The 22304-nt window shown below is 59.1% G+C and carries 20 protein-coding genes; 11 read left to right on the top strand and 9 right to left on the bottom strand.

Annotated features, from left to right (window positions below; all coding sequences use genetic code 11):
- Window positions 1-8: 8 nt before the first annotated feature.
- From iolD to OYW20_RS16750, 7 genes are all read left to right on the top strand, one after another.
- A complete protein-coding gene (gene iolD / locus OYW20_RS16780) occupies window positions 9-1946 on the top strand; it encodes a 3D-(3,5/4)-trihydroxycyclohexane-1,2-dione acylhydrolase (decyclizing) (protein ID WP_268797066.1) in 1938 nt (645 codons plus the stop codon).
- Between the two features lie 138 nt (window positions 1947-2084).
- Complete coding sequence (locus tag OYW20_RS16775; RefSeq protein WP_268797065.1) at window positions 2085-3104, top strand: Gfo/Idh/MocA family protein; 1020 nt, start codon at window positions 2085-2087, stop codon at window positions 3102-3104.
- A gap of 553 nt (window positions 3105-3657) precedes the next feature.
- The gene (locus OYW20_RS16770) at window positions 3658-4587 is read left to right on the top strand and encodes a sugar ABC transporter substrate-binding protein (RefSeq protein ID WP_268797064.1); all 930 of its coding nucleotides are present in this window, start codon (window positions 3658-3660) and stop codon (window positions 4585-4587) included.
- Window positions 4588-4654: 67 nt separating this feature from the next.
- Entirely contained in the window at window positions 4655-6223 is a 1569-nt protein-coding gene (locus tag OYW20_RS16765) for a sugar ABC transporter ATP-binding protein (protein WP_268797063.1), read from the top strand.
- Between the two features lie 81 nt (window positions 6224-6304).
- Window positions 6305-7327, top strand: a complete 1023-nt coding sequence (locus tag OYW20_RS16760; protein ID WP_268801163.1) for an ABC transporter permease — start codon at window positions 6305-6307, stop codon at window positions 7325-7327.
- A gap of 305 nt (window positions 7328-7632) precedes the next feature.
- The gene (locus tag OYW20_RS16755; protein WP_268797062.1) at window positions 7633-8037 is read left to right on the top strand and encodes a TraR/DksA family transcriptional regulator; all 405 of its coding nucleotides are present in this window, start codon (window positions 7633-7635) and stop codon (window positions 8035-8037) included.
- Between the two features lie 361 nt (window positions 8038-8398).
- Entirely contained in the window at window positions 8399-9868 is a 1470-nt protein-coding gene (locus OYW20_RS16750) for a T6SS phospholipase effector Tle1-like catalytic domain-containing protein (RefSeq protein ID WP_268801162.1), read from the top strand.
- A gap of 51 nt (window positions 9869-9919) precedes the next feature.
- Here the strand turns inward: OYW20_RS16750 and OYW20_RS16745 are convergent, their stop codons facing one another.
- Window positions 9920-10159 (bottom strand): DUF2789 domain-containing protein, encoded by a 240-nt coding sequence (locus OYW20_RS16745; RefSeq protein WP_268797061.1) that lies wholly within the window; start codon window positions 10157-10159, stop codon window positions 9920-9922.
- A 342-nt stretch (window positions 10160-10501) separates the two neighbouring features.
- Here OYW20_RS16745 and OYW20_RS16740 point away from each other — a divergent pair, with 342 nt between their 5' ends.
- Complete coding sequence (locus OYW20_RS16740; protein ID WP_268797060.1) at window positions 10502-10969, top strand: hypothetical protein; 468 nt, start codon at window positions 10502-10504, stop codon at window positions 10967-10969.
- A 90-nt stretch (window positions 10970-11059) separates the two neighbouring features.
- On the opposite strand, the gene OYW20_RS16735 is transcribed toward OYW20_RS16740, so the two are convergent.
- Genes OYW20_RS16735 through OYW20_RS16710 form a run of 6 tightly spaced genes read right to left on the bottom strand, consistent with a single transcriptional unit; the run spans window position 11060 to window position 17117 of the window.
- Window positions 11060-11425 carry a Na+/H+ antiporter subunit G gene (locus OYW20_RS16735; RefSeq protein ID WP_268797059.1) on the bottom strand — a complete coding sequence of 122 codons (366 nt, stop codon included), beginning with the start codon at window positions 11423-11425 and terminating at the stop codon, window positions 11060-11062.
- Window positions 11422-11700, bottom strand: coding sequence for a K+/H+ antiporter subunit F (locus tag OYW20_RS16730; protein ID WP_268797058.1), 279 nt, complete (start codon window positions 11698-11700; stop codon window positions 11422-11424). Before OYW20_RS16730 ends, OYW20_RS16735 begins: the two co-directional genes overlap by 4 nt.
- Window positions 11697-12185: a Na+/H+ antiporter subunit E gene (locus tag OYW20_RS16725; protein ID WP_268797057.1), complete on the bottom strand. Its 489-nt coding sequence runs from the start codon at window positions 12183-12185 to the stop codon at window positions 11697-11699. Before OYW20_RS16725 ends, OYW20_RS16730 begins: the two co-directional genes overlap by 4 nt.
- The gene (locus OYW20_RS16720) at window positions 12182-13861 is read right to left on the bottom strand and encodes a monovalent cation/H+ antiporter subunit D (RefSeq protein WP_268797056.1); all 1680 of its coding nucleotides are present in this window, start codon (window positions 13859-13861) and stop codon (window positions 12182-12184) included. Before OYW20_RS16720 ends, OYW20_RS16725 begins: the two co-directional genes overlap by 4 nt.
- Window positions 13858-14202, bottom strand: a complete 345-nt coding sequence (locus OYW20_RS16715; RefSeq protein ID WP_268797055.1) for a Na+/H+ antiporter subunit C — start codon at window positions 14200-14202, stop codon at window positions 13858-13860. The genes OYW20_RS16720 and OYW20_RS16715 overlap by 4 nt, the downstream gene beginning before the upstream one ends.
- A complete protein-coding gene (locus OYW20_RS16710) occupies window positions 14202-17117 on the bottom strand; it encodes a monovalent cation/H+ antiporter subunit A (protein ID WP_268797054.1) in 2916 nt (971 codons plus the stop codon). The genes OYW20_RS16715 and OYW20_RS16710 overlap by 1 nt, the downstream gene beginning before the upstream one ends.
- Before the next feature lie 223 nt (window positions 17118-17340).
- Between OYW20_RS16710 and tusA the strand changes: the two genes are divergently transcribed.
- Both tusA and pdxB read left to right on the top strand, forming a co-directional pair.
- Window positions 17341-17595 (top strand): sulfurtransferase TusA, encoded by a 255-nt coding sequence (gene tusA / locus OYW20_RS16705; protein ID WP_268797053.1) that lies wholly within the window; start codon window positions 17341-17343, stop codon window positions 17593-17595.
- 89 nt (window positions 17596-17684) lie between these two features.
- Window positions 17685-18833, top strand: coding sequence for a 4-phosphoerythronate dehydrogenase PdxB (gene pdxB / locus OYW20_RS16700; protein WP_268797052.1), 1149 nt, complete (start codon window positions 17685-17687; stop codon window positions 18831-18833).
- A 1-nt stretch (window position 18834) separates the two neighbouring features.
- Here the strand turns inward: pdxB and OYW20_RS16695 are convergent, their stop codons facing one another.
- Window positions 18835-19821 carry a zeta toxin family protein gene (locus OYW20_RS16695; protein WP_268797051.1) on the bottom strand — a complete coding sequence of 329 codons (987 nt, stop codon included), beginning with the start codon at window positions 19819-19821 and terminating at the stop codon, window positions 18835-18837.
- A gap of 230 nt (window positions 19822-20051) precedes the next feature.
- Entirely contained in the window at window positions 20052-20228 is a 177-nt protein-coding gene (locus OYW20_RS16690; protein WP_268797050.1) for a PA1571 family protein, read from the bottom strand.
- A 280-nt stretch (window positions 20229-20508) separates the two neighbouring features.
- On the opposite strand from OYW20_RS16690, the gene OYW20_RS16685 reads away from it, so the two are divergent.
- Window positions 20509-22284: an ABC transporter transmembrane domain-containing protein gene (locus OYW20_RS16685; protein ID WP_268797049.1), complete on the top strand. Its 1776-nt coding sequence runs from the start codon at window positions 20509-20511 to the stop codon at window positions 22282-22284.
- Window positions 22285-22304: the final 20 nt, after the last annotated feature.

Below are 22304 nucleotides of genomic sequence, written 5' to 3'. Positions count from 1 at the left end.
GTGCGAGCATGACCACGACACGATTGACCATGGCCCAGGCCTTGGTGAAGTTCCTCGATAACCAGTACGTCGAAGTCGACGGCGTGCAGAGCAAATTCGTCGCCGGGATGTTCACCATCTTCGGCCACGGCAACGTGCTGGGGCTCGGCCAGGCGCTGGAGCAGGACAGCGGCGACCTCATCGTTCATCAAGGCCGCAATGAGCAGGGCATGTGCCACGCCGCCATCGGTTTCGCCAAGCAACACCTGCGGCGCAAGATTTACGCCTGCACCTCGTCGGTCGGGCCGGGTGCGGCCAACATGATCACCGCCGCCGCCACTGCATCGGCCAACCGAATTCCGCTGTTGCTCCTGCCGGGCGATGTCTACGCCAGCCGCCAGCCAGACCCGGTGCTGCAGCAAATCGAGCAGTTCCATGACTTGAGCATCAGCACCAACGACGCGTTCAAGGCTGTCAGCAAATACTGGGACCGCATCAATCGTCCCGAGCAACTGATGAGCGCCGCGCTGAACGCCATGCGGGTGCTCACTGATCCTGCTGAAACCGGCGCCGTGACCCTGGCGCTGCCGCAAGACGTGCAGGCCGAAGCCTACGATTACCCCAACACTTTTCTGCAAAAACGTGTGCACCGGATCGACCGTCGGCCGCCGAGTCAGGCCATGCTCGACGACGCGCTGGCCCTGCTCAAAAGCAAGCGCAAACCGCTGCTGATTTGTGGCGGCGGCGTGCGGTATTCCGCTGCCAACGACGCGTTGCAGGCGTTCGCCGAGCGCTTTGCCATTCCCTTCGCCGAAACCCAGGCGGGCAAGAGCGCGATTGTGTCGGCGCACCCGTTGAACATGGGTGGTATCGGTGAAACCGGCAGCCTGGCCGCCAACACACTGGCCAAAGAGGCTGACCTGATCATCGGTGTCGGCACGCGCTACAGCGACTTCACCACGGCGTCGAAATGGCTGTTCCAGAACCCCGAAGTGCAGTTTTTAAACCTCAACGTCGGCGCATTCGACGTGCAGAAAATGGACGGTGTGCAACTGCTCGCTGATGCCCGCGTGGCGCTGCACGCAATGACCGAGGCCCTGAGCGGCAGTGACTACGTAACCGCCTGGGGCGATCAGCCTGAAACGGCGAAAGCCGCGCTGGACGCCGAGGTCGACCGGATTTACGCCATCGAGTATCAGACTCAGGATTTCGTCCCTGAAATCAACGACACGCTGGACCCGGCGGTATTGCGTGAATTCATCGAATTGACCGGCTCGTGCCTGACCCAGAGCCGTGTTCTCGGCGTGCTCAATGAGCGCTTGCCAACGGACGCTGTGATCGTTGCAGCGGCGGGCAGTCTGCCAGGGGATTTGCAGCGGGCCTGGCGCAGCAAGACGGTGGGCACCTACCACGTCGAGTACGCCTATTCGTGCATGGGTTATGAGGTCAACGCGGCGCTGGGCGTCAAGCTCGCTGCGCCGGAGCGCGAGGTGTACGCATTGGTCGGCGACGGCTCGTACATGATGCTGCACTCGGAGTTGGCGACCTCGATTCAGGAACGACGCAAGATCAACATCGTGCTGCTGGACAACATGACCTTCGGTTGCATCAACAACCTGCAAATGGGCAACGGCATGGGCAGTTTCGGCACCGAGTTCCGCTTCCGCAACCCTGAGACGGGGTTGCTGGACGGTGGCTTCGTACCGGTGGATTTCGCCATGAGCGCAGCCGCATATGGCTGCAAAACCTACAAGGTGAGCACTGAGGCCGAACTGCTAGCCGCCTTGATCGACGCGCAGAAGCAAACGGTGTCGACGCTGATCGATATCAAGGTTCTGCCCAAAACCATGATTCACGGTTACTTGTCGTGGTGGCGCGTTGGGGTGGCGCAGGTCTCCACCCAGGGCGCAACGGCTGAGGTTTATCAGCGTTCCCAGGCTGAACTGGCGAAAGCCCGCCAATATTGAGTGCATAGGTGGGAGGGAGCTTGCTCGCGAATGCGATCAGTCAGTGACAAATGTTTTGTCTTATCCACTGCAATCGCGAGCAAGCTCCCTCCCACAGGGTTGCGCTTCAAACAGGACAGGTCGAACAAGGAGAGCAACATGAAAATCGGATTGGTCGGCTACGGCAAAGGCGGGCGCTATTTTCATGCGCCGCTGATTGCCAGCTTGCCGGGCGTTACGTTCGCCGGCGTGGTGACGCGTTCCCCCGAGCGCCGTCAGGAACTGGCCCGCGATTACCCGAAAGTCCCGGCGTTCGACACCCTGGCTGACATGGCAGCGGCCGGAGTCGAGGCCGTGGCGGTCTCGACACCGCTCGACTCCAGGCAAGCGTTGATCCTTGAGGCCATCGAACTGGGCGTCGCCGTGGTGAGCGATAAACCGTTTGCCCACGATGCCAAACAGGCCCGGGCGCTGGTGGACGCTGCTCAGCGGCGTGATGTGCGCCTGGGCGTTTACCAGAACCGGCGCTGGGATTCGGATTTTCTCACCGTGCGCAAACTCATCGAGCAGGGCGTGCTGGGCGACATTACGCGCTTTGAATCGAGGGTCGAACGCTATTCGCCCTCCTCGGTGGGCAAGCCCAGCGGCGGCGGCATGTTGCGCGATCTGGGCAGTCATCTGGTCGATCAGGCGCTGCTGCTGTTCGGGCCGGTGAAACGGGTGTACGCGGAGCTTGAGTTTGCTGGACCGCATCAGCCGGTGGATCACGGCTTTTTTGTCTCGTTGACCCACGCAAATGGCGTTGTCTCGCACTTGTGGGGCAACTGTTTGCAAAACGCTCAAGGGCCGAGGTTTCGGGTCAATGGTTCGCTGGGCTGCTACAGCGTGGACGGTCTGGACGGGCAAGAGGCCGCCGCGCTGGCCGGGCATTCACCCAAGTCCGAGGGCGAGCGGTGGGGCGTTGAAGAACATCGCCGCTGGGGTTGGTTCGAGCAGGGTGAACACCGGGAGCGTGTGCCTTCGGAGCGAGGCTGCTGGACCGAGTTCTATCGGCTTTTTCAAGAGGCTGTGGACAATGGCGGCCCGATGCCGGTGGATGCACAGGACGCTGTGAAATCAGCGGCTATTCTTGACGCTGCTCGGGTCAGCGCAATGGAGGGGAGGGTGGTCAGCGTGTGATCCAGACAAGGAGGGGGCGCGCGAAACACACCCCTTTTAAAGCGTGTCGCAGCGCTCAAATAACAGAATAGAAATAAATTCTAAAAGCTGTTGAATTAGAAATTATTTTCCAATAGAGTCATTTCCAGGTTGCCGACTGTCGTGGCAGGCGCGGGGTTCCAGTCACTTAAGACCCTTCGCCGGACTCGCGACACAAAAACAAAAAGACCAATAGTAGAAAGGTACTGTCGATGAAAACCTTTACTCATGGCCCCAAAGCCTGCCGCCCCGTTTTCCGTCCTGCCCGCTCCTTGTCTCACCTTCATCCCAAGGCCTCTGGCCTTGATTCGCAGAGCCCTCTGCGCACTGAACCCTCTTTTCTGCGCGCCCTGCGCCACGCATGCAATGCCCTCGCTCGCGCGCTTTGCATAGAGCGCAACGGGATGTTGATGTGCGCCTTGCCGGGCGCGCCGATCGTTCGTCTGCCGCACAACGCCAAGGGCTTTTGAGCGTCCCGCGGAAGCAGTCGCTACCCAATTCACTACAACAACAAGAATTTGGAGACAGACCGTTCATGAATATCAAGCTTCGTTTCACCTCGCTGGCATTGGCAATGATGCTCGGCAGCGGCGCCGTCATGGCGGCGGACCTGAAGATCGGCGTGGCCATGTCGCAGTTCGACGACACCTACCTGACTTACATGCGTGAAGACATGGGCAAGAAAGCCAAGGCCATGGGCGGCGTCGACCTGCAATTTGTCGATGGCCGCAACGACGTCAATAAACAGCTCGATCAGGTGCAGGAGCTGATTGGCAAGAAAGTCGATGCGCTGATCGTCAACCCGGTCGACACAGAAGCCACCGCACGTATCACCAAAGCGGCCACCGCTGCCGGTATCCCGCTGGTCTACGTTAACCGTCGCCCGGATGATCCGAAGCTGCCAGCAGGCGTCGCCTCCGTGACCTCTGACGATAAAGAGGCCGGCAGACTGCAAATGGAATACCTGGCGAAGAAAATGGACGGCAAAGGCACCATCGTGATTTTGCTCGGTGAGCTGTCGAACAACTCCACGCGAGACCGCACCGAAGGCGTGAAGGAAATCCTGAAAAAATACCCCGACATCAAGATTGTCGAGCAGCAGGAAGGCGCCTGGGGACGGCAGAAAGGCATGGACATCACCAACAATTGGTTGACCCAGGGCAAAGACTTCAACGCCGTGGTCTCCAACAACGACGAGATGGCCATTGGTGCTGCCATGGCCCTCAAACAGGCTGGCAAGAAGCAGGGTGAGGTGTTTGTGGCGGGTGTTGACGGCACGCCTGACGGGCTGAGCGCAGTCAAGAAAGGGCAACTGACCGTGTCGGTGTTCCAGGATGCCAAGGGTCAGGGTGAAGGCTCCATCGACGCCGCCGTGAAGATGGCGAAGAAGGAAGCGCTGCCACAACAGGCCATCGTGATTCCCTTCAAGCTGATCACGCCGGAAAACGTCGACACCTTCAAATAAAAACCGACTGCCCGGGAGGGGCGCCTTGCGCTTTTCCCGGGCCACTGTCGTCCAGGAGCCTGTGATCATGTTTGCTTCCGCCACTGCTTCGAGCAACGCCAGCACCGACGCTACCGCCGACGCGGGCGTGCTGAACGCCGAATCGCCTTACCTGCTTGAAATACTCAACGTCAGCAAAGGCTTTCCCGGTGTGATCGCGCTCAACAACGTGCAACTGCGGGTCCGGCCTGGCAGCGTATTGGCGTTGATGGGTGAGAACGGCGCGGGTAAATCGACGCTGATGAAAATCATCGCCGGTATTTATCAGCCTGACGCTGGCGAGATTCGCCTGCGCGGCAAGCCGGTGACCTTCGATACGCCGTTGTCGGCACTGCAATCGGGCATCGCCATGATCCATCAGGAACTCAACCTGATGCCGCACATGAGCATCGCCGAGAATATCTGGATCGGCCGTGAACAGCTCAATGGCTTTCATATGGTCGATCACCGGGAAATGTACCGCTGCACCGCTGCGTTACTTGAGCGGCTGCGCATCGACCTCGACCCGCAGGAAATGGTAGGGCACCTGAGCATCGCCGAGCGGCAGATGGTCGAGATCGCCAAAGCTGTGTCTTACGATTCCGATGTGTTGATCATGGACGAGCCCACCTCGGCCATCACCGAAACCGAAGTGGAGCACCTGTTTTCGATCATCGCCGACCTGCGCGCCCAGGGTAAGGGCATCATCTACATCACCCACAAAATGAACGAAGTGTTCAGCATCGCCGATGAAGTGGCTGTGTTTCGCGATGGCGCTTATATCGGCCTGCAGCGCGCCGACAGCATGGACGGCGACAGCCTGATTTCGATGATGGTCGGGCGTGAGCTGACGCAGTTGTTTCCGGTGCGCGAGACGCCAATCGGCAGGTTGCTGTTGTCGGTGCGTGATTTATCGCTGGAGGGTGTGTTCGACGGCGTGTCATTCGACTTGCACGCCGGGGAGATCCTGGGCATCGCCGGCTTGATGGGCTCGGGCCGTACCAACGTTGCCGAAACCATTTTCGGCATCACCCCAAGCACCCGTGGCCAAATCCACCTCGACGGTCAGAGCATCCGGGTCAGCGATCCGCACTTCGCCATTGAGAAAGGCTTTGCGCTGCTGACCGAGGACCGCAAGCTCACCGGGCTGTTTCCATGTCTGTCGGTGCTGGAAAACATGGAAATGGCCGTCCTGCCGCATTACGCCGGCAATGGTTTCGTCAACCAGAAAGCCTTGCGAGCACTGTGTGAAGACATGTGCAAAAAGCTGCGGGTCAAGACGCCTTCGCTGGAGCAGTGCATCGACACGCTGTCGGGCGGCAATCAGCAAAAAGCCTTGCTGGCGCGTTGGCTAATGACCAACCCGCGAATATTGATTCTCGATGAACCCACACGCGGCATCGACGTGGGCGCCAAGGCGGAGATCTATCGGCTTATTTCGTTCCTCGCCAGCGAAGGCATGGCGGTGATCATGATTTCTTCGGAGCTGCCTGAAGTGCTGGGCATGAGCGACCGGGTCCTGGTCATGCACGAAGGTGAACTGATGGGCACCCTTGACCGCGCCGAAGCGACGCAGGAGCGCGTGATGCACCTGGCGTCAGGCAATTCGGTTCACTGACAGCCGCTTCATTGAAACGCTGTCCTTTGACGGGTCAGCCAACGGGCAACTACCCGACAAGAATAAGAGGCACGCATGAAGATGAACGCGATTCTGGACAATAAACCCGCCACCGCACCGAGTAAACACAAGCGCCGGTTGCCGACCGAACTGAGTATTTTTCTGGTCCTGATCGGCATCGGTCTGATCTTCGAGCTGTTTGGCTGGATCGTTCGCGATCAGAGCTTTTTGATGAACTCCCAACGCCTGGTACTGATGATCCTGCAAGTGTCGATCATTGGCCTGCTGGCCATCGGCGTGACGCAGGTGATCATCACCACCGGCATCGACCTGTCCTCGGGCTCGGTGCTGGCGCTGTCGGCCATGGTCGCGGCGAGCCTGGCGCAGTCTTCCGATTACACCCGGGCGGTGTTCCCGTCGCTGACCGATCTGCCGGTATGGATTCCCGTCGTGGTGGGGCTTGCCGTCGGGCTGCTGGCGGGGGCGATCAACGGCAGCATCATTGCCATCACCGGCATCCCGCCGTTCATCGCGACACTGGGGATGATGGTGTCGGCACGCGGGTTGGCGCGCTTCTACACCGAAGGTCAGCCGGTAAGCATGCTCAATGATTCCTACACCGCCATTGGCCAGGGCGCTATGCCGGTGATGATCTTTCTGGTGGTGGCGGTGTTTTTCCACATTGCCCTGCGTTACACCAAGTACGGCAAATATACCTACGCTATCGGCGGCAACATGCAGGCGGCGCGGACCAGCGGCATAAACGTCAAACGCCATCTGGTGATCGTCTACAGCATTGCCGGTCTGTTGGCGGGTCTGGCTGGCGTAGTGGCCTCAGCGCGTGCCGCCACCGGGCAGGCGGGGATGGGCGTGTCTTATGAGCTGGATGCGATTGCGGCTGCGGTCATCGGCGGCACCAGTCTGGCGGGCGGTGTGGGACGTATCACCGGCACTGTGATCGGGGCACTGATCCTGGGAGTGATGGCAAGCGGGTTTACTTTTGTCGGGGTCGACGCGTATGTTCAGGACATCATTAAAGGTTTGATCATCGTGGTGGCGGTGGTGATCGACCAATACCGTAATAAACGCAAACTCAAGCGCTAGGGCTGATGGAGAGACAAAAGGGCCTGGATTGGCCCTTTTTGTTTTGTAATGGGTTTGAACCGACTGGGTGGTGTCGAGTCAGACATTGCCACCCAGACGTAGGTTTTGCTCAATGCCACCGGGGTTTTCAGGGGGCATTGAGCGAATCTCGTTCAATTAGGTTGCCGAGCCGTGAACCCGGCCTTAGACTGCCGCCCCTCGTAAATTGAGTGCCAGGTGGCGCTTGGAGACTATGGCGCTTTTACGGCTACGCTGAGCCGCTCCTTTAATTCGCCTTAATGCACGTTTTTTTTATAGAGAAATCAATGACCAAGGAAAAGTTGCTGGCGATGCCGGCCGATGATTACATGAACGCCGAGCAGCACGCTTTCTTCGTCGAGCTGTTGCAGTCCATGAAAGTGGAAATCCACGGGCGCATCGAACAGAGCCGTATCGCCATCGAAAGCCTGGAGTCGCCGGCCGATCCTGCCGATGCCGCGTCTGTCGAGGAAGAGCGTCACTGGCTGGTGAATGTCATCGACCGCGACCAGCGCATGCTTCCACAGCTGGAAATGGCCCTTTCGCGCATTGCTGACGATACGTTTGGCTGGTGTGATGACAGCGGCGAGCCTATTGGCCTGAAACGTCTGCTGATCAGCCCTGCCACCAAATATTGCATCGAAGCGCAAGAGCGGCACGAACAGATCGACCGTCACCAGCGCCAGGCCTGACGCTACGCTGGCTTGCCCTGCGCCATAGCGGCTTCATTCCCGATGGTTGTTCAGCACACACTGTGTGCAAGTACACAGCAATCGACGAGTGAAGCCGCTTTTTCCGTTTATGGCCCCTTCCGTATTCGTTTTGAGAAAGTGTTGAGCGCGGCTTTATTACGCTCATGTCTAAGTACTTGCCCATTGCTCTGTAAGAGTTTGCTTTAAGCCCTGTTTGTTAATACATCAGTTTGCGTGGGAATCTTCTGAAACTAAGGTTGGAGGGTTGACGTAAGTGCAGTTACAAGCAAGCTGTATTGAATATGCCTGAATGTTTTTGTTCAACATCAGCTTTCAATACAGCATGCAAGGGATCTGCAATATGACTAATGAAAAAAACAACACTTTAAAACCGGATATTTCGCTAAATGCGTCACTGGCAGTCACTCTGCGCCTGGGCATATTTTTTGACGGCACAGGCAACAATCGCATCAACAGTCAGATCGGTGCGGATTGCCGGGCCATGGCGGAAATTTATCACCACAAACACATCAAAGAGTGCGGCGGACGCCACTCTGACCCCAACAGCAGCTATGCCAATGAGCTGACCAATATCGCTTTGCTGGCCGATCTATACAAAAAACAGCCTGTCGCAAGAAATAACGGCGATGGGCTCAGGGCTTATCATTCCATTTATGTCAGCGGTATCGGCACAACATCAGGAGGGCGAGACTTTATATCCGGGCTGAGTTTCGGTCGCGGCCATACCGGTGTTGTTGCAAAAGTTGTGATCAGTGTAAAAAAGATCCTGAAAGTGTTAGGCGAGTTTTCTGCGCACAACCCGGGTTGTGTCATTGCCGCGCTGGAACTGGACCTGTTCGGTTTTAGCCGCGGTGCTGCGGCCGCCCGTCACCTCGCCAACGAGGTACTCAAACAACACAATGGTCTATTCGAAAAAATCATGGCGCGGCGGGGGTTACCATTATCTGAAGCGTTCACCTGGGCCAATGCGTGTATTCGCCTGAAAGTGATTGGACTGTTCGACACGGTGGCGGCCATCGGCAGCATTTGTGACTTGGGGTCTGTCAGTGATTCGGTCAATAAGCGGGTCAATCTGTTTTTGCCTCCCGGTTGTGCGCAGGAAGTCATTCACCTAGTGGCGGGGGATGAGCAGCGGCGCAATTTTTCCCTGAACAGTATCGCGCCAGGGTGGGAGCGGGAAATCACAGTGCCAGGTGCGCATTCTGACGTCGGTGGGGGCTACCCGGCGCAACTGCAGGAGACACTCCTGTTGACGCGACCCCGGCGCAGCCAAGTGAGTTTGCAGACGCTCAGCGAGGACACTCATGCCTTTCGCGAGACCCAGGCAGAGCTTCAGGCCATGGACCGCCTCCGTTGGCTCGATCCGCGTGATGCCGAGGCACATCTGCAAGTGAAATGCTGGGAGCGTCACAGCCATTCGACCCGTGGCATGAAAGAGGTGTGGGCAGCGGTGAGCCTTGAACGAACGGTGTTTGGTCATCTTTCGCGGGTGTACTTACGGTTGATGCATGCGCTGGCGCTGGAACAGGGCGTCCCGCTGGTAGCAGTTCCGGCAACAGACGTGCTGAGTATTCCGCCGGAATTACGGGAAATTTCGCTCAGGTTGATCGAGCAAGGGCAGAAAGGGCGAATCGTGCTGAGCGAGTATGACGCCCGTGTTTTGTCCCGGCGTTATATCCATCGCTCCGCTCACTGGAATACCTTTGTAGGGAAGTCAACATTGTGGAGTGACAGTTTTTTCATTCATGCGCCCGGCAGTGAAGGGCGCACGAGGTTTCCAAATGACCAGCAGCCGGGCTATCCGCAATAGGCAGATAGCGGGCGGCGCCGGTGCCGTGGACCCTTGCCTGTTGGCTGAAACCTATTTGGTTTCGTGCAACAGTGCATTGAGTTCGTCCACCGCTGGCGCCCATTCGGCGTCCAGTTGCATCTGGTCTTTCAGAAACTTCTGCTGTGTAGGGGTCCAGAAATCGGCTTCCGAGACCTTCACGTCGTCTGCCAAAGGACCGTGTTGCTCGACGAACGCGTCGATGCTGGCCTGATCGGAGTCCAGACCCAGTTGGTCGAACAATGTTTCAAGTGTCGGTGTGGTGGTGTCCATGCTATCTCCTCGCCGGGCATGTCGCCCGCACTGGCATTTACGGTATGTTCAGGCCTGTGCTGCATGTGAGTCGGCTACCTGTCGAGAGTTCGACCTCTTTGTACGCATGTGCCCGCACGCCACGGATGCACTCAGCGCCGGTCGCAAGCACCCGGAGTGAGCCATGGCGGCGCAAATCCGGGGCGTAGTGGACGAAAGGTATATATCGCACAATGACCGCTAGCCGGTAGAATCCTCCGCGTGCCAGCGCCCGGCACGCAGGGTGCATCGTGTGATCGCCATCTATATTTGTTGCCTGGCGGCATGGCCGGGCGGGTTTCTTTCAGGTTGGGAGTTTGTACATTGGCAGTAAGTAATCTGGATACCCATGCTTTATTTGTGCTCGGTGATCTGCGCGCTAAATTGGTGAAACAGTTCCAGGCGCGTTTTGTTTATGTCCTGGAGCAGTCCGCCGAAGGCATCTACATGGCCGAAATCGACACCCAAAGCGCGTTGGTGGTGGACGATAAACCACGTCTTGAGCTTAAGGTCGGCGATCATTTCCGCGCGGCTGTACTGCCCAGTCGGGAAGGCGGCAAGTTCGAGTTAAAGTTTCGCGAGATCAAAATGACCGTTTACGGACTGGGCGAATACGCCTATGTCGACACTGCGGAAGGGCACGGGATTGTCTTCAAGGAGTCGCAAACCATTTTCATGGTGTTCGCGGCCAGCGAGCAGATCGCCAGCGGCCTGAGCAAAGTGCTGAAAGCAGCCGCCGGCAAAGCCGCCAAATGGCGCAAAGGCGAGCTCAATTTCAAACCGAGCGAATAAGCCGTTTCCAGCGCGAGGCTGTGGTGCGCTTGAAAGCTCCGGCAACTGCACCCTGCCGCGCTTTGGCTGCTACAGATCCGCCCGCTGCTATCAATTGCCGTCATGTTGACCGTTGCTGACTTCTGGCGGCACGTCGTCGCCGGCCATGCGCTGGCGGAATAACCCGGTGCGCGCCAGCAGCAGCGTGGTGACGGGAACCGTGATCGCCAGCAGGACCGGAATCAGCCAGGCGTGAATCACCGGGCTGGCTTTAAGCGCTGAGAAATACACGATCGAGGCCAGCGCAACGCACCACGCGCCGATGGTGGAAGCGAGCGCAGGCGGGTGCATACGCTGGAAGAAATCCTTCATGCGCAGCAAGCCGACGGCGCCGGTCAGCGCAAACAGGCTGCTGAGCACCAGTAAAATGGCTGTCAGCGCTTCCGCCCAAAAAGGCAACACATCCGGCGCATTCATTCGATCACCTCGCCACGCAACAGAAATTTGGCCAGCGCGAACGACCCTACAAAGCCAAACAGCGCAATCAGCAACGCTGCCTCGAAGTAGGAGTCGCTGGCGTAACGGACGCCCAGCACCAGCATCGTCAGCATCGCCAGGATGTACAGATAATCCAGCGCCAGCACCCGGTCCTGCGCGGACGGACCTTTGAACAGGCGGATCAGCGTCAGGACCATGGCGACGGCGAATATAAACAGGCTCAACAGAATCGCATTGGCAAGCAGAGCGCTCATTGGAAAATCTCCATCAACGGGCGTTCGTAGGCGGACTTGAAGTGCGCGATAAACGCCGCTTCGTCTTCCAGATCAAACACATGCATCAGCAGCACGCTGCGGTCCAGCGCGAGTTCGGACCAGACAGTGCCGGGCACCACCGTCGTAATCATCGACAGAGCCGCCAGACCGTTGGCATCGTGCAGGTCCAGCGGCACTTTGACGAACACCGAGCGTGGCGGCTTGTGCCCGGCGAGCCAGACCGTTCGAGCGACTGCCAGATTCGACACGATCACATCGCGGCCCACCACCATCAACAGCTTGAGCGCCACACCGGGTTTGCGCATGCGCACGGGCAGCGGTCGTAACGGCGCAAACATCAGCGGTGCGGCAACCCCGAACAACGCGCCTAACAGCAGGTTGCCGGGGCTCAGCGAAAGATTGAGCACCAGCCACAGCGCCCATAGCGTCAATGTCAGCAGCGGGGCGGGGAACAGTCGCTTCATGGCTGCACCCCCGGCGTCATGCTGGACGGGCCTGGCACAGGCTTCGCTGCCATTACTGACAACACGTACTGGCGCGGGTCATGCAGCGCGGCAGCCGTATCCTGAGTGTAATGCAGCAAGGCCTGTGCCTTGAAAGTCATGGCCACGCACAGGCCGAGCAGGATCACGATCGGAATGCATTCGTAGCGGCGCAGCGCTGGCGACGGACGCTCGTGAGGGGTCCAGAACCGCTGAACACCAATGCGGGTGAACGACAGCAATGCCGCGAGCCCGGAAAATATCAGCAGCGCAATCAGCCCCCAACTGGCCCCGGCAATCGGCTCATCCTGAGCGACATCCAGCCCCAGAGGATTGAGCAGCGCGCTGATCAGCGTCAGTTTGCCCAAGAAGCCCGACAGCGGCGGCAGGCCGATGATCAGCAGCGCACACACCACAAAACTCAGGCCCAGAAACGCCATCGTCCAGGGAATCACCTGACCGACGAGGGCTTTCTGCTGGTCGTCCAGATTGATGCCCGGAACCGGTTGCAGCGCCTCCATCGCCTTGGGCAATTGATCGGCGTCCTCTTCCAGCGGGATCTCGTTGGCCGAACGCGAGCGCTCGATCAGCTCAGCCAGTAAAAACAGTGCGCTCAACGCCAGCGTCGAACTGACCATGTAGAACAGTGCGCCAGCGGTCAGGCTGGGTTGAGCAAAGCCAATCGCCGATAGAAGAATCCCGGCTGACACCAGAATGCTCAAGCTGGCCATACGCTCCAGTCGCTGAGCGGCGATGATCGACAGGGCCGCCACCAACAGCGTCGCCATCCCGCCGTAAATCAACCAGTTGCCGCCGAAAAATGCCGAAGCCCCGGCCTGACCGGAAAACAGCAGCGTCCACAGTCGCAGCAAAGTGTAGGCGCCGACTTTGGTCATGATCGCGAACATCGCGGCCACCGGCGCACTCGCCGCAGAATAAGCAGGCACCAGCCAGAAATTCAGCGGCCACATGCCGGCCTTGGCCAGAAACGCCACCGCCAGAATCGCTGCGCCGGCGTGCAGCAGCCCCAGATCCTTCTCGGCCACCAGCGGGATCTTGACCGCCAGATCGGCCAGGTTGAGGGTGCCGGTCACGCCGTAGATCAACGCTGCGCCAATCAGAAACAGCGACGAAGCCAGCAGATTAACGGTGATGTAGTGCAGGCCCGAAGACACCCGCGCCCGACCGGAACCGTGCAGCATCATCCCGTAAGAGGCGGCGAGCAATACTTCGAAGAACACGAACAGGTTGAACAGATCGGCGGTCAGGAAGGCGCCGTAAAGCCCCATCAGCTGGATCTGGAACAGCGCGTGAAAGCTGGCGCCGGCCCGGTCCCAACGCGCCATTGCGAAAAGCAGCGCGCAGAAAGCGATGATCCCGGTAAGCACCAGCATCAGCGCCGACAGGTGATCGACCACCAGCACGATGCCGAACGGTGCCTCCCAGTTGCCCGGCAGATAAACCCCGATCGAGCCGGTGGTGCCGCTCTTTTGCACCCACAGCATCAGGCTGATCGAGATGACCAGGCCCAGTGCTGTCGACAGCAGGTTGATTCGCGCCTTGAGCGGGCGGTGTTTTTCGCCCAGCCAGAGCATCAAGGCCGCGGTGAGGACGGGGAGCAGAATCGGCGCGACGATGAGTTGATTCATCCACGTCATTCGCTGGGCTCCCGACCGTCCACGTGGTCGTTACCGGTCAAGCCGCGCGACGCCAGCAGCACTACCAGAAAGAGCGCGGTCATGGCGAAGCTGATCACGATCGCCGTGAGCACCAGCGCCTGGGGCAGCGGGTCGGTGTAATTGAGCAGATCCTGCGGGACGCCGTCCTTGATGATGGGCTCCTTGCCGATGAACAGGCTGCCCATGCTGAAGATGAACAGATTGACGCCATACGACAGCAGGCACAGGCCCATGACCACTTGGAAAGTCCTTGGGCGCAGAATCAGCCAGACGCCCGAGGCGGCGAGGACTCCGATGGCAATGGCAATGACTTCTTCCATCAGGCGACTCCTTTCACGTCGATTGGTTTGGGCAGCGAAGTGGGGCGATGGCTGCGCACCGACTGGTGAGCCAGCGCAGTGAGGATCAGCAGCGTCGAGCCGACAACCACCGCGTACACGCCGACATCAAAAAAAAGCGCGCTGGCGATGTGCATATCGCCGAGCAACGGCAGGGTCAGGTGAGCGGTGTGGGTGGTCATGAACGGGTAGCCCAGCACCATGGATCCGATGCCGGTGGCGAGGGCGAAAAACAGCCCGGTGCCCATCCAGCGCAAAGGGCGCAGGCTCATCTGCGCTTCGACCCACTGGGTGCCCGCCACCATGTATTGCAGAATGAAGGCCACCGACATCACCAGCCCGGCGACGAATCCGCCACCCGGCAAATTGTGGCCGCGCATGAACAGGTACATCGACACTATAAAAGCGATCGGCAACAGCAAACGCACCAGCACGGCCGGGACCATCATGAACCCCAGTGCGGTATCACTGGCGCTGCGCGGGTTGACCAGGTCGGTGACCACGTCCCGCGCGAGCAAGCGCTGCTGGGTGGGCAGCAGAATGCTTTCCTTGGGCGGGCGGAAGCGGCGTAAAAGTGCGAATACGGTCAGCGCCACAGCCGCCAGCACGGTGATTTCGCCAAACGTATCAAAGCCACGGAAGTCCACCAGCATCACGTTGACCGTATTGGTCCCCCCACCCAGCGACAGCGCGCGACTGAGGTAAAACTCGGAGATGGCGTTTGGCGTGGGGCGCGTGAGCATCGCGTAGGACAGCAGCGCCATGCCGCCGCCGACTCCCACGGCCAGAACGAAATCACGGATACGGCGGGCGCGTGCGCGATTGCGCGAGCGCGGCCCGGCGACGTTTTCATTGCGTCGCGGCAGCCAGCGCAGGCCGAGCAGAATCAACACCGTGGTCACCACTTCGACCACCAATTGGGTCAGGGCAAGGTCTGGCGCGGAAAACCATACGAACGTCACGCACGTCATCAGGCCGCACACGCTGACCATTGTGACCGCAGCAAGACGGTGATACTTGGCCTGCCAGGCTGCACCGACCGCGCAGGCAATCGCAATCAGCCAGAGGATGACGAACACCCCCGACCCCGGAATTTTTGGCCGATCTCCCCACGTCAGGCCACTTGAGTACATCGGGATGAAGCCTGCGAGCAATGCCGCGAAGACCATCAGAAACAGCTGCGCCTGCAAACGACGCGTTGTCAGCAGCCGTTCCAGGCGCTGCGCCAGACGCATGATGATCACCATCGAACGCTCGAACAGACGTTTGCCATTCAGCCGCCAGACCAGCGGAGGGCCGACGAACCGCTCGCGCTTGAGCGGTTTGCGCAACAGCAGATACAGCAGGATGCCTGCGCCCATGGCGATCAGGCTCATGATCATGGGCGCGTTCCAGCCGTGCCAGATCGCCAGGCTGTACTCAGGCAGCGTGCCACCCACCACCGGTTGTGCCGCGGCGGCAAGCAACGGCCCGACCGATTGCGCTGGAAACACCCCGACGATCAAGCACGCCAGCACCAGAAACTCCACCGGCGCACGCATCCAGCGCGGCGGCTCATGGGGCGTATGAGGCAGATCAGTGGCCTTGGGGCCGAAGAAAACATCCGCCGTGAAACGCAGGGAGTACGCAACGCTGAACGCGCCAGCGAGGGTAGCGATCACCGGCAGCGCGATCTCGACCCACTCGGTGGCGCTGATGAACACGGTTTCGGCGAAGAACATTTCCTTGGACAGAAATCCGTTGAGCAGCGGAACGCCCGCCATTGCGGCGCTGGCCACCATCGCCAGCGTGGCGGTGTAGGGCATGAGCCTTATCAGCCCGCTGAGTTTGCGGATGTCGCGCGTGCCGCTTTCATGATCGATGATGCCGGCCGCCATGAACAGCGAGGCCTTGAATGTGGCGTGATTAAGGATGTGAAACACCGCTGCAACGGCGGCCAGCGGGCTATTGAGGCCCAGCAACAAGGTGATCAGCCCCAGATGGCTGATGGTGGAATAGGCGAGCAGGCCCTTGAGGTCGTTTTGGAACATCGCGGAATACGCGCCAATGATCAGCGTGCAGGCGCCGGCGCCACTGACGATCCAGAACCATTGCTCGCTGCCGGACAGCGACGGCCAGAGCCGCGCCAACAAAAACACCCCGGCCTTGACCATGGTCGCCGAGTGCAGATATGCAGAGACTGGAGTGGGCGCCGCCATCGCGTGGGGCAGCCAGAAATGAAACGGAAACTGAGCGCTTTTACTTAGCGCGCCAATCAGGATCAGCGTCAGCAGCACCGGGTACAGCGCGTGCGCGCGGATCACATCGCCGGCCGCCAGCACGCGGTCCAGGTCGTAACTGCCGACCACATGGCCCAGCAGCATCATGCCGACCAACAACGCGAGGCCGCCTGCACCGGTGACCATCAGCGCCATGTAAGCGCCGCGTCGGGCGTCTGCGCGGTGGTGCCAGTAGCCGATCAGCAAAAATGAAAAAATGCTGGTCAGTTCCCAGAAAAACACGATTTGAATGAGGTTGCCGGACATCACCAGGCCCAGCATGGCGCCCATGAAGGCCAGGAAAAAAGCAAAGAAGCGCGGGACAGGATCGTCGGGTGACATGTAATAGCGTGCGTACAGCGATACCAGCGTGCCAATGCCCAGGATCAGCATGGAAAACAGCCAGGCGAAGCCGTCCATGCGTAACGAGAAGTTGAGCCCCAGACTCGGCAGCCAGAAGAACTCCTGCCGGATCACGCCTCCGTCGGCGATCTGCGGGTACCACAGCGCCACTTGCACGGCGCCGATCAGGGCGATCAAGCCAGCAAGAATCGATTCACTGTTACGGGCGTTGTGCGGCAAAACCGCTGCGATACAGCTGCCGATAAACGGCAGAAGCAGTAGAACTATCAGGGACATAGGCTTCTAATCTGCGGACAAATGTCAAGGATCATACGTTGCGCTCCCACGATCACCAAACGACAAGGTGTCGCAGAATCCTACAGGCTCTGTAGGTGCCATCTAATTGACAGCAGTAAAAGTATTCCGTTGGCGCGAGCGTTGTTCAGTCGCAGCCAGACCGGCGTCGTTTGGCGCCTTCCCTTATTTGAGCGACAATGCCCGCCAGTTTTTGGAGCGCCTTATGCCTGATTCCCTCGAAAGTCTGTCCGCCGACGCCGTCCTCGATGCCACCGGCCTCAATTGCCCTGAACCGGTAATGATGCTGCACCAGAAGGTACGCGACCTGCATGCCGGTGGTGTGCTGAAGGTCATTGCTACCGACCCCTCGACCCAACGCGACATCCCCAAATTTTGTGTGTTTCTGGGCCACGAGCTGCTTGAACAACGCTCGGCAGAAGGGGTTTACCTGTATTGGATTCGCAAGAAGCTTGACTGAGCGTCCCTCAAGATCGCGGCGTTCTGCGCTGTGGCGCTGGCCCGGTCTGGCGCCAGCGCCTACACTGCCGCGACTTCAGGGAGCTCACCATGCGCATAGTTGCTGACGAAAACATTCCAATGCTCGACGCCTTTTTTGAAGGTTTCGGTGAGATACGCCGCTACCCGGGACGTACCATCGACCGCGCCGCTGTCGCCGACGCAGACATTCTGTTGGTGCGCTCCGTGACCCCTGTCAGTCGGGAGTTGCTCGAAGGCTCAGCGGTGCGTTTCGTGGGCACCTGCACCATTGGCACTGACCATCTCGATCTCGATTATTTCGCCCAGGCGGGCATCCAGTGGTCCAGCGCACCTGGCTGCAACGCCCGTGGTGTGGTGGATTATGTAATAGGCAGCCTGTTGACCCTTGCTGAAATCGAGGGTGCCGACCTGAGCCAGCGCACCTACGGCGTGGTCGGGGCGGGACAAGTGGGCGGGCGGCTCATTGAAGTGCTGCGCGGTCTGGGCTGGAAAGTGCTGGTCTGCGATCCGCCGCGTCAGGCGGCCGAAGGCGGGGACTACGTCAGCCTCGACGAGATTGTTCAGCGCTGCGACGTGATCAGTCTGCACACGCCCCTGAGCAAGACCGGCGATCACCCGACCTGGCATCTGTTCGACCGCCCACAGCTTGAGCAACTCAGGCAGGGCGCGTGGCTGATCAACGCGGCGCGCGGCCCGGTGGTCGACAATATCGCCCTGCGCCATGTGCTGCTGGCGCGTGAAGATTTGCAGGCAGTGCTGGATGTCTGGGAAAAAGAGCCGTACGTCGACCCCGCGCTGGCGGAGCTGTGCGTCATCGGTACGCCGCATATTGCCGGTTACAGCCTCGATGGCCGGCAGCGTGGCACTGAACAGATTTATCAAGCGCTGTGCAAACATCTGGGCAAGCCCGCCGAGGTGAGTCTTAGCCAGTTGCTGCCCAAGCCATGGCTGGCACAGGTAACACTGGATGCCGCAACCGACCCGACATGGGCGTTGAACATGGTGTGCCGCGGCGTTTATGACCCACGCCGCGATGACGCTGATTTCCGTCGCAGTCTGGTAGGGGATGCCAACACCCAGCGCCTGGCATTCGATGCGCTGCGCAAGCACTACCCACCGCGTCGCGAGATAGAGGGGTTGCCGGTGATGCTCAATGGCGAGAACGCCGAACTGCGTCGACTGATCGAAGCCCTTGGCGCCGTCGTGGTGAGTGGTTGACTCAGTCGACGTATTTTTTGATGTATGACCACAGCGTGTCCGGCAGTCGCGGTGGCACCTGCTGCCAAAAAGCTCGCATGCGGGCGAGCGCGGCGTAGGCCTGATGCCAGGCCTCGGCGCGGTCGTTCGGGTCCTCGACCCGCCCATGTGTCAGCTCAGCGAAGCTCTTGAAGCTGCACGCCAGTGGCAGCAGCTCGCTACGCTCAATGCGGTGCGTCTGTTCTTCCAGCGTGACCATCGTGCCGTCTTCATTGATGAAGGCGATTGGTGTCAGGGTCTGGACCTTGTTGCAGCGACTGCTGCAGAGCAACTTTCGACTCTTGAGCATGCCGAATCCTCGTTCATACATCGAGATCTGTGAGCCGCTGACCCGCATGCAGGCTGTCTCGAAAGCGTTGAAAATAACCTCGGCGTTCTCGATGCTGGCTTCGATGCTGCCGATGTCGACAAAGCGCTCAAGCGTTTCATTCTCCAGGCTGTCGAGCGCCCGCTTGATAGTCGACATGTGCACAAAATCTTTTTTACAGCCGATCAGGTGCACATCGAATTGATAGTCAGCCAGGTCGGTGCCTGCAATGACAGTGGCGAAGGCTTTGGTGTCGAGCGCTGTCTCCAACACGATATTGAATTTGTTTTCATGGGCATGTTTGAAAACCCGGCTACACAGTTCCCAGATAAACGTCTCGGTGTGTTTATAACGATGAGTAACGCCTTCGTTAGCCATCTCGTTATACCGGGGGTGCAGTTCGCGATAGTTCTCCAGGTACAAGCGCACGTAGTTGGAATAACGGGGTTGTTTGAGCAGGGTATTGTTCAGCATGTAGGTCTTGCCGGAGCCTTGCACGCCGGCAACCACGAGGATTTTCGGACTCGGGTTACCGTCATCTCCAATGTCTTTTCTGACATTGAACAAGGTCCCTTCGAGCTGGGTGTAGGCATGGTCCATTTCTGCATCTGTGTACGGGTAATGAAGAGCAGTGGAGAGCATTTTTTCTTCCTTGATGGTCATATTGTTGATTGGATTACTTGAACCTTGGCGACGTAATCGCAGTAAAAAGCTGCGTGCAATCTGATAACTGTTGCCGGACATTGCGGTACATCCATTTCAACGACAGACCGTTCAAGGACACATTATTTACGGACAGAACGTTCAGTGGGGGACAAATTCAGCGCAGAAAAAACCCGGCGCGTTGGCCGGGTTCTCAATGAGGTCTAGCATCAATCTTGTTTTTCAGGCTTGACCCAATACTTTTCGCATTCCAGGCACGCTTTCTGGACCATCTCTTCGGTGATCAGGACTTCTTTCCCGTTTTTATCGAGAATCGCGCCGCCCACGTTGAGGTTGGGGTTTGCCTGTACGGCTGCTGTGTGATTGCTGCTTTCATGCAAGCTCATGGCCTGTCTCCTCATCAGGTTGTGCGCTTTCGAAACTACTCATGCTTGATGACCACACCGTGACATCGCTTCGCGCCCACAAGCACTCAATCAGCCACCGGAAAATACCGAAATCCACCATCCCCGGCGTGAGATCAATCTTGTCTGACGAGACTGCCCTGCGGTCATAAAATAACCGACTGAGATCAATTCCCCGAGTTCAGCGCAAGGCGACGAGCGTGCGGCACCGTGGCGGGTGTAGGCTCTGCGTTCGAGTTATTTCCTCAAGGCAGTTCTCTTTATGGTTTCAGTGCTCAACGGTCGCCAGCGCCATGCCATTCGTCTGGCGATGCGCATGATCGCGCCTTATCGCAAGCAGGCCATCGGTGCACTGGTGGCGTTGATCGTGACGGCCGGAATCACCTTGTCGATGGGGCAGGGCATCCGGTTGATGGTCGATCAAGGCTTCATGACTCGCTCGCCGACGCTGCTCAATGAAACCATTGGTCTGTTCATGCTGCTGATCCTGGCGCTGGCCGTCGGCACGTTTGCGCGGTTTTACCTGGTGTCCTGGATCGGCGAGCGGGTGGTCGCCGACCTGCGAAAGCAAGTCTTCGATCACTTGATCAATCTTCATCCGGGGTTTTACGAAAACAACCGCAGTTCCGAAATCCAGTCGCGGCTCACGGCCGACACGACCCTGCTGCAATCGGTGATCGGCTCATCGCTGTCGATGTTTTTGCGCAACGCGCTGATGGTCATCGGGGGCGTGATCCTGCTGTTCTTCACCAACCCCAAACTCACCAGCATCGTCGTGGTGGCGCTGCCGCTGGTAGTGGCGCCGATTCTGATTTTCGGCCGACGCGTGCGCAGCCTGTCCCGGGAGAGCCAGGACCGGGTTGCCGATGTGGGCAGCTATGTGTCCGAAGCCTTGGGCCAGATCAAAACCGTGCAGGCCTACAATCATCAGGCGCAGGACAAACAGCGCTTCGGCAACACGGCGGAACAGGCGTTCGAGACGGCGCGCAAGCGAATTTTGCAGCGCTCATGGCTCATCACCCTGGTCATCGTTCTGGTGTTGGGCGCGGTGGCGGTGATGCTTTGGGTGGGCGGGATGGATGTCATCGCCGGGCGGATCTCCGGTGGCGAGCTGGCGGCGTTCGTGTTCTACAGCCTGATCGTAGGCAGCGCGTTCGGCACATTGAGTGAAGTGATCGGTGAACTGCAGCGCGCCGCCGGTGCGGCCGAGCGCATCACAGAGCTGTTGCAGGCGCGCAGTGAAATCACGGCGCCGAGTAAGGACCTGCTGCGCTTGCCTGAACGGGTTAGCGGGCGCCTGGCATTGCAAAACGTGACCTTTGCCTACCCCTCGCGCCCGGAGCGGAACGCGATCGACGCGTTGAGCCTGGAAATCGAGCCCGGAGAAACGGTTGCGTTGGTGGGACCGTCGGGTGCAGGCAAATCGACGCTGTTCGACTTGCTGCTGCGCTTTTACGACCCACAGCAGGGCCAGGTACTGGTCGAAGGCATGTCGGCGGATCGTCTGGACCCCCTGGACCTGCGACGTTGTTTTGCCTGGGTCTCGCAGACGCCAGCGCTGTTTTTCGGCAGCGTCGAGGACAACATTCGTTACGGCAACGCCAATGCGAGCTTCGCGCAGGTCGAGGCCGCGGCAAAAATCGCTCACGCTCATGAGTTCATTCAACAGTTGCCCAAGGGCTATCAGACTCATTTGGGGGACAGCGGCATGGGGTTGTCTGGCGGACAGCGGCAGCGCCTGGCGATAGCGCGCGCGTTATTGGCCGATGCGCCGATCCTGTTGCTGGACGAGGCGACCAGCGCGCTGGATGCACAGAGTGAGCATTTGATTCAGCAAGCGCTGCCCACCCTGATGGAGGGTCGGACCACGCTGGTGATCGCGCATCGCCTGGCAACGGTGCAGAACGCGGATCGTATTGCGGTGATTGATCAGGGGCGTTTGATTGCGGTGGGAACCCACCAGCAATTGATCGCCACCAACGCGCTGTATGCGCGGTTGGCAGCGCTGCAATTCAATCAGGGGATAGAGCGGGTGTGATTTTTTACTTCAACTTTTGC

It is taken from the genome of Pseudomonas sp. BSw22131 (assembly GCF_026810445.1).
GTDB classification, from domain to species: Bacteria; Pseudomonadota; Gammaproteobacteria; order Pseudomonadales; family Pseudomonadaceae; genus Aquipseudomonas; species Aquipseudomonas huanghezhanensis.
This window is presented reverse-complemented; position numbering and strand designations above follow the sequence as displayed.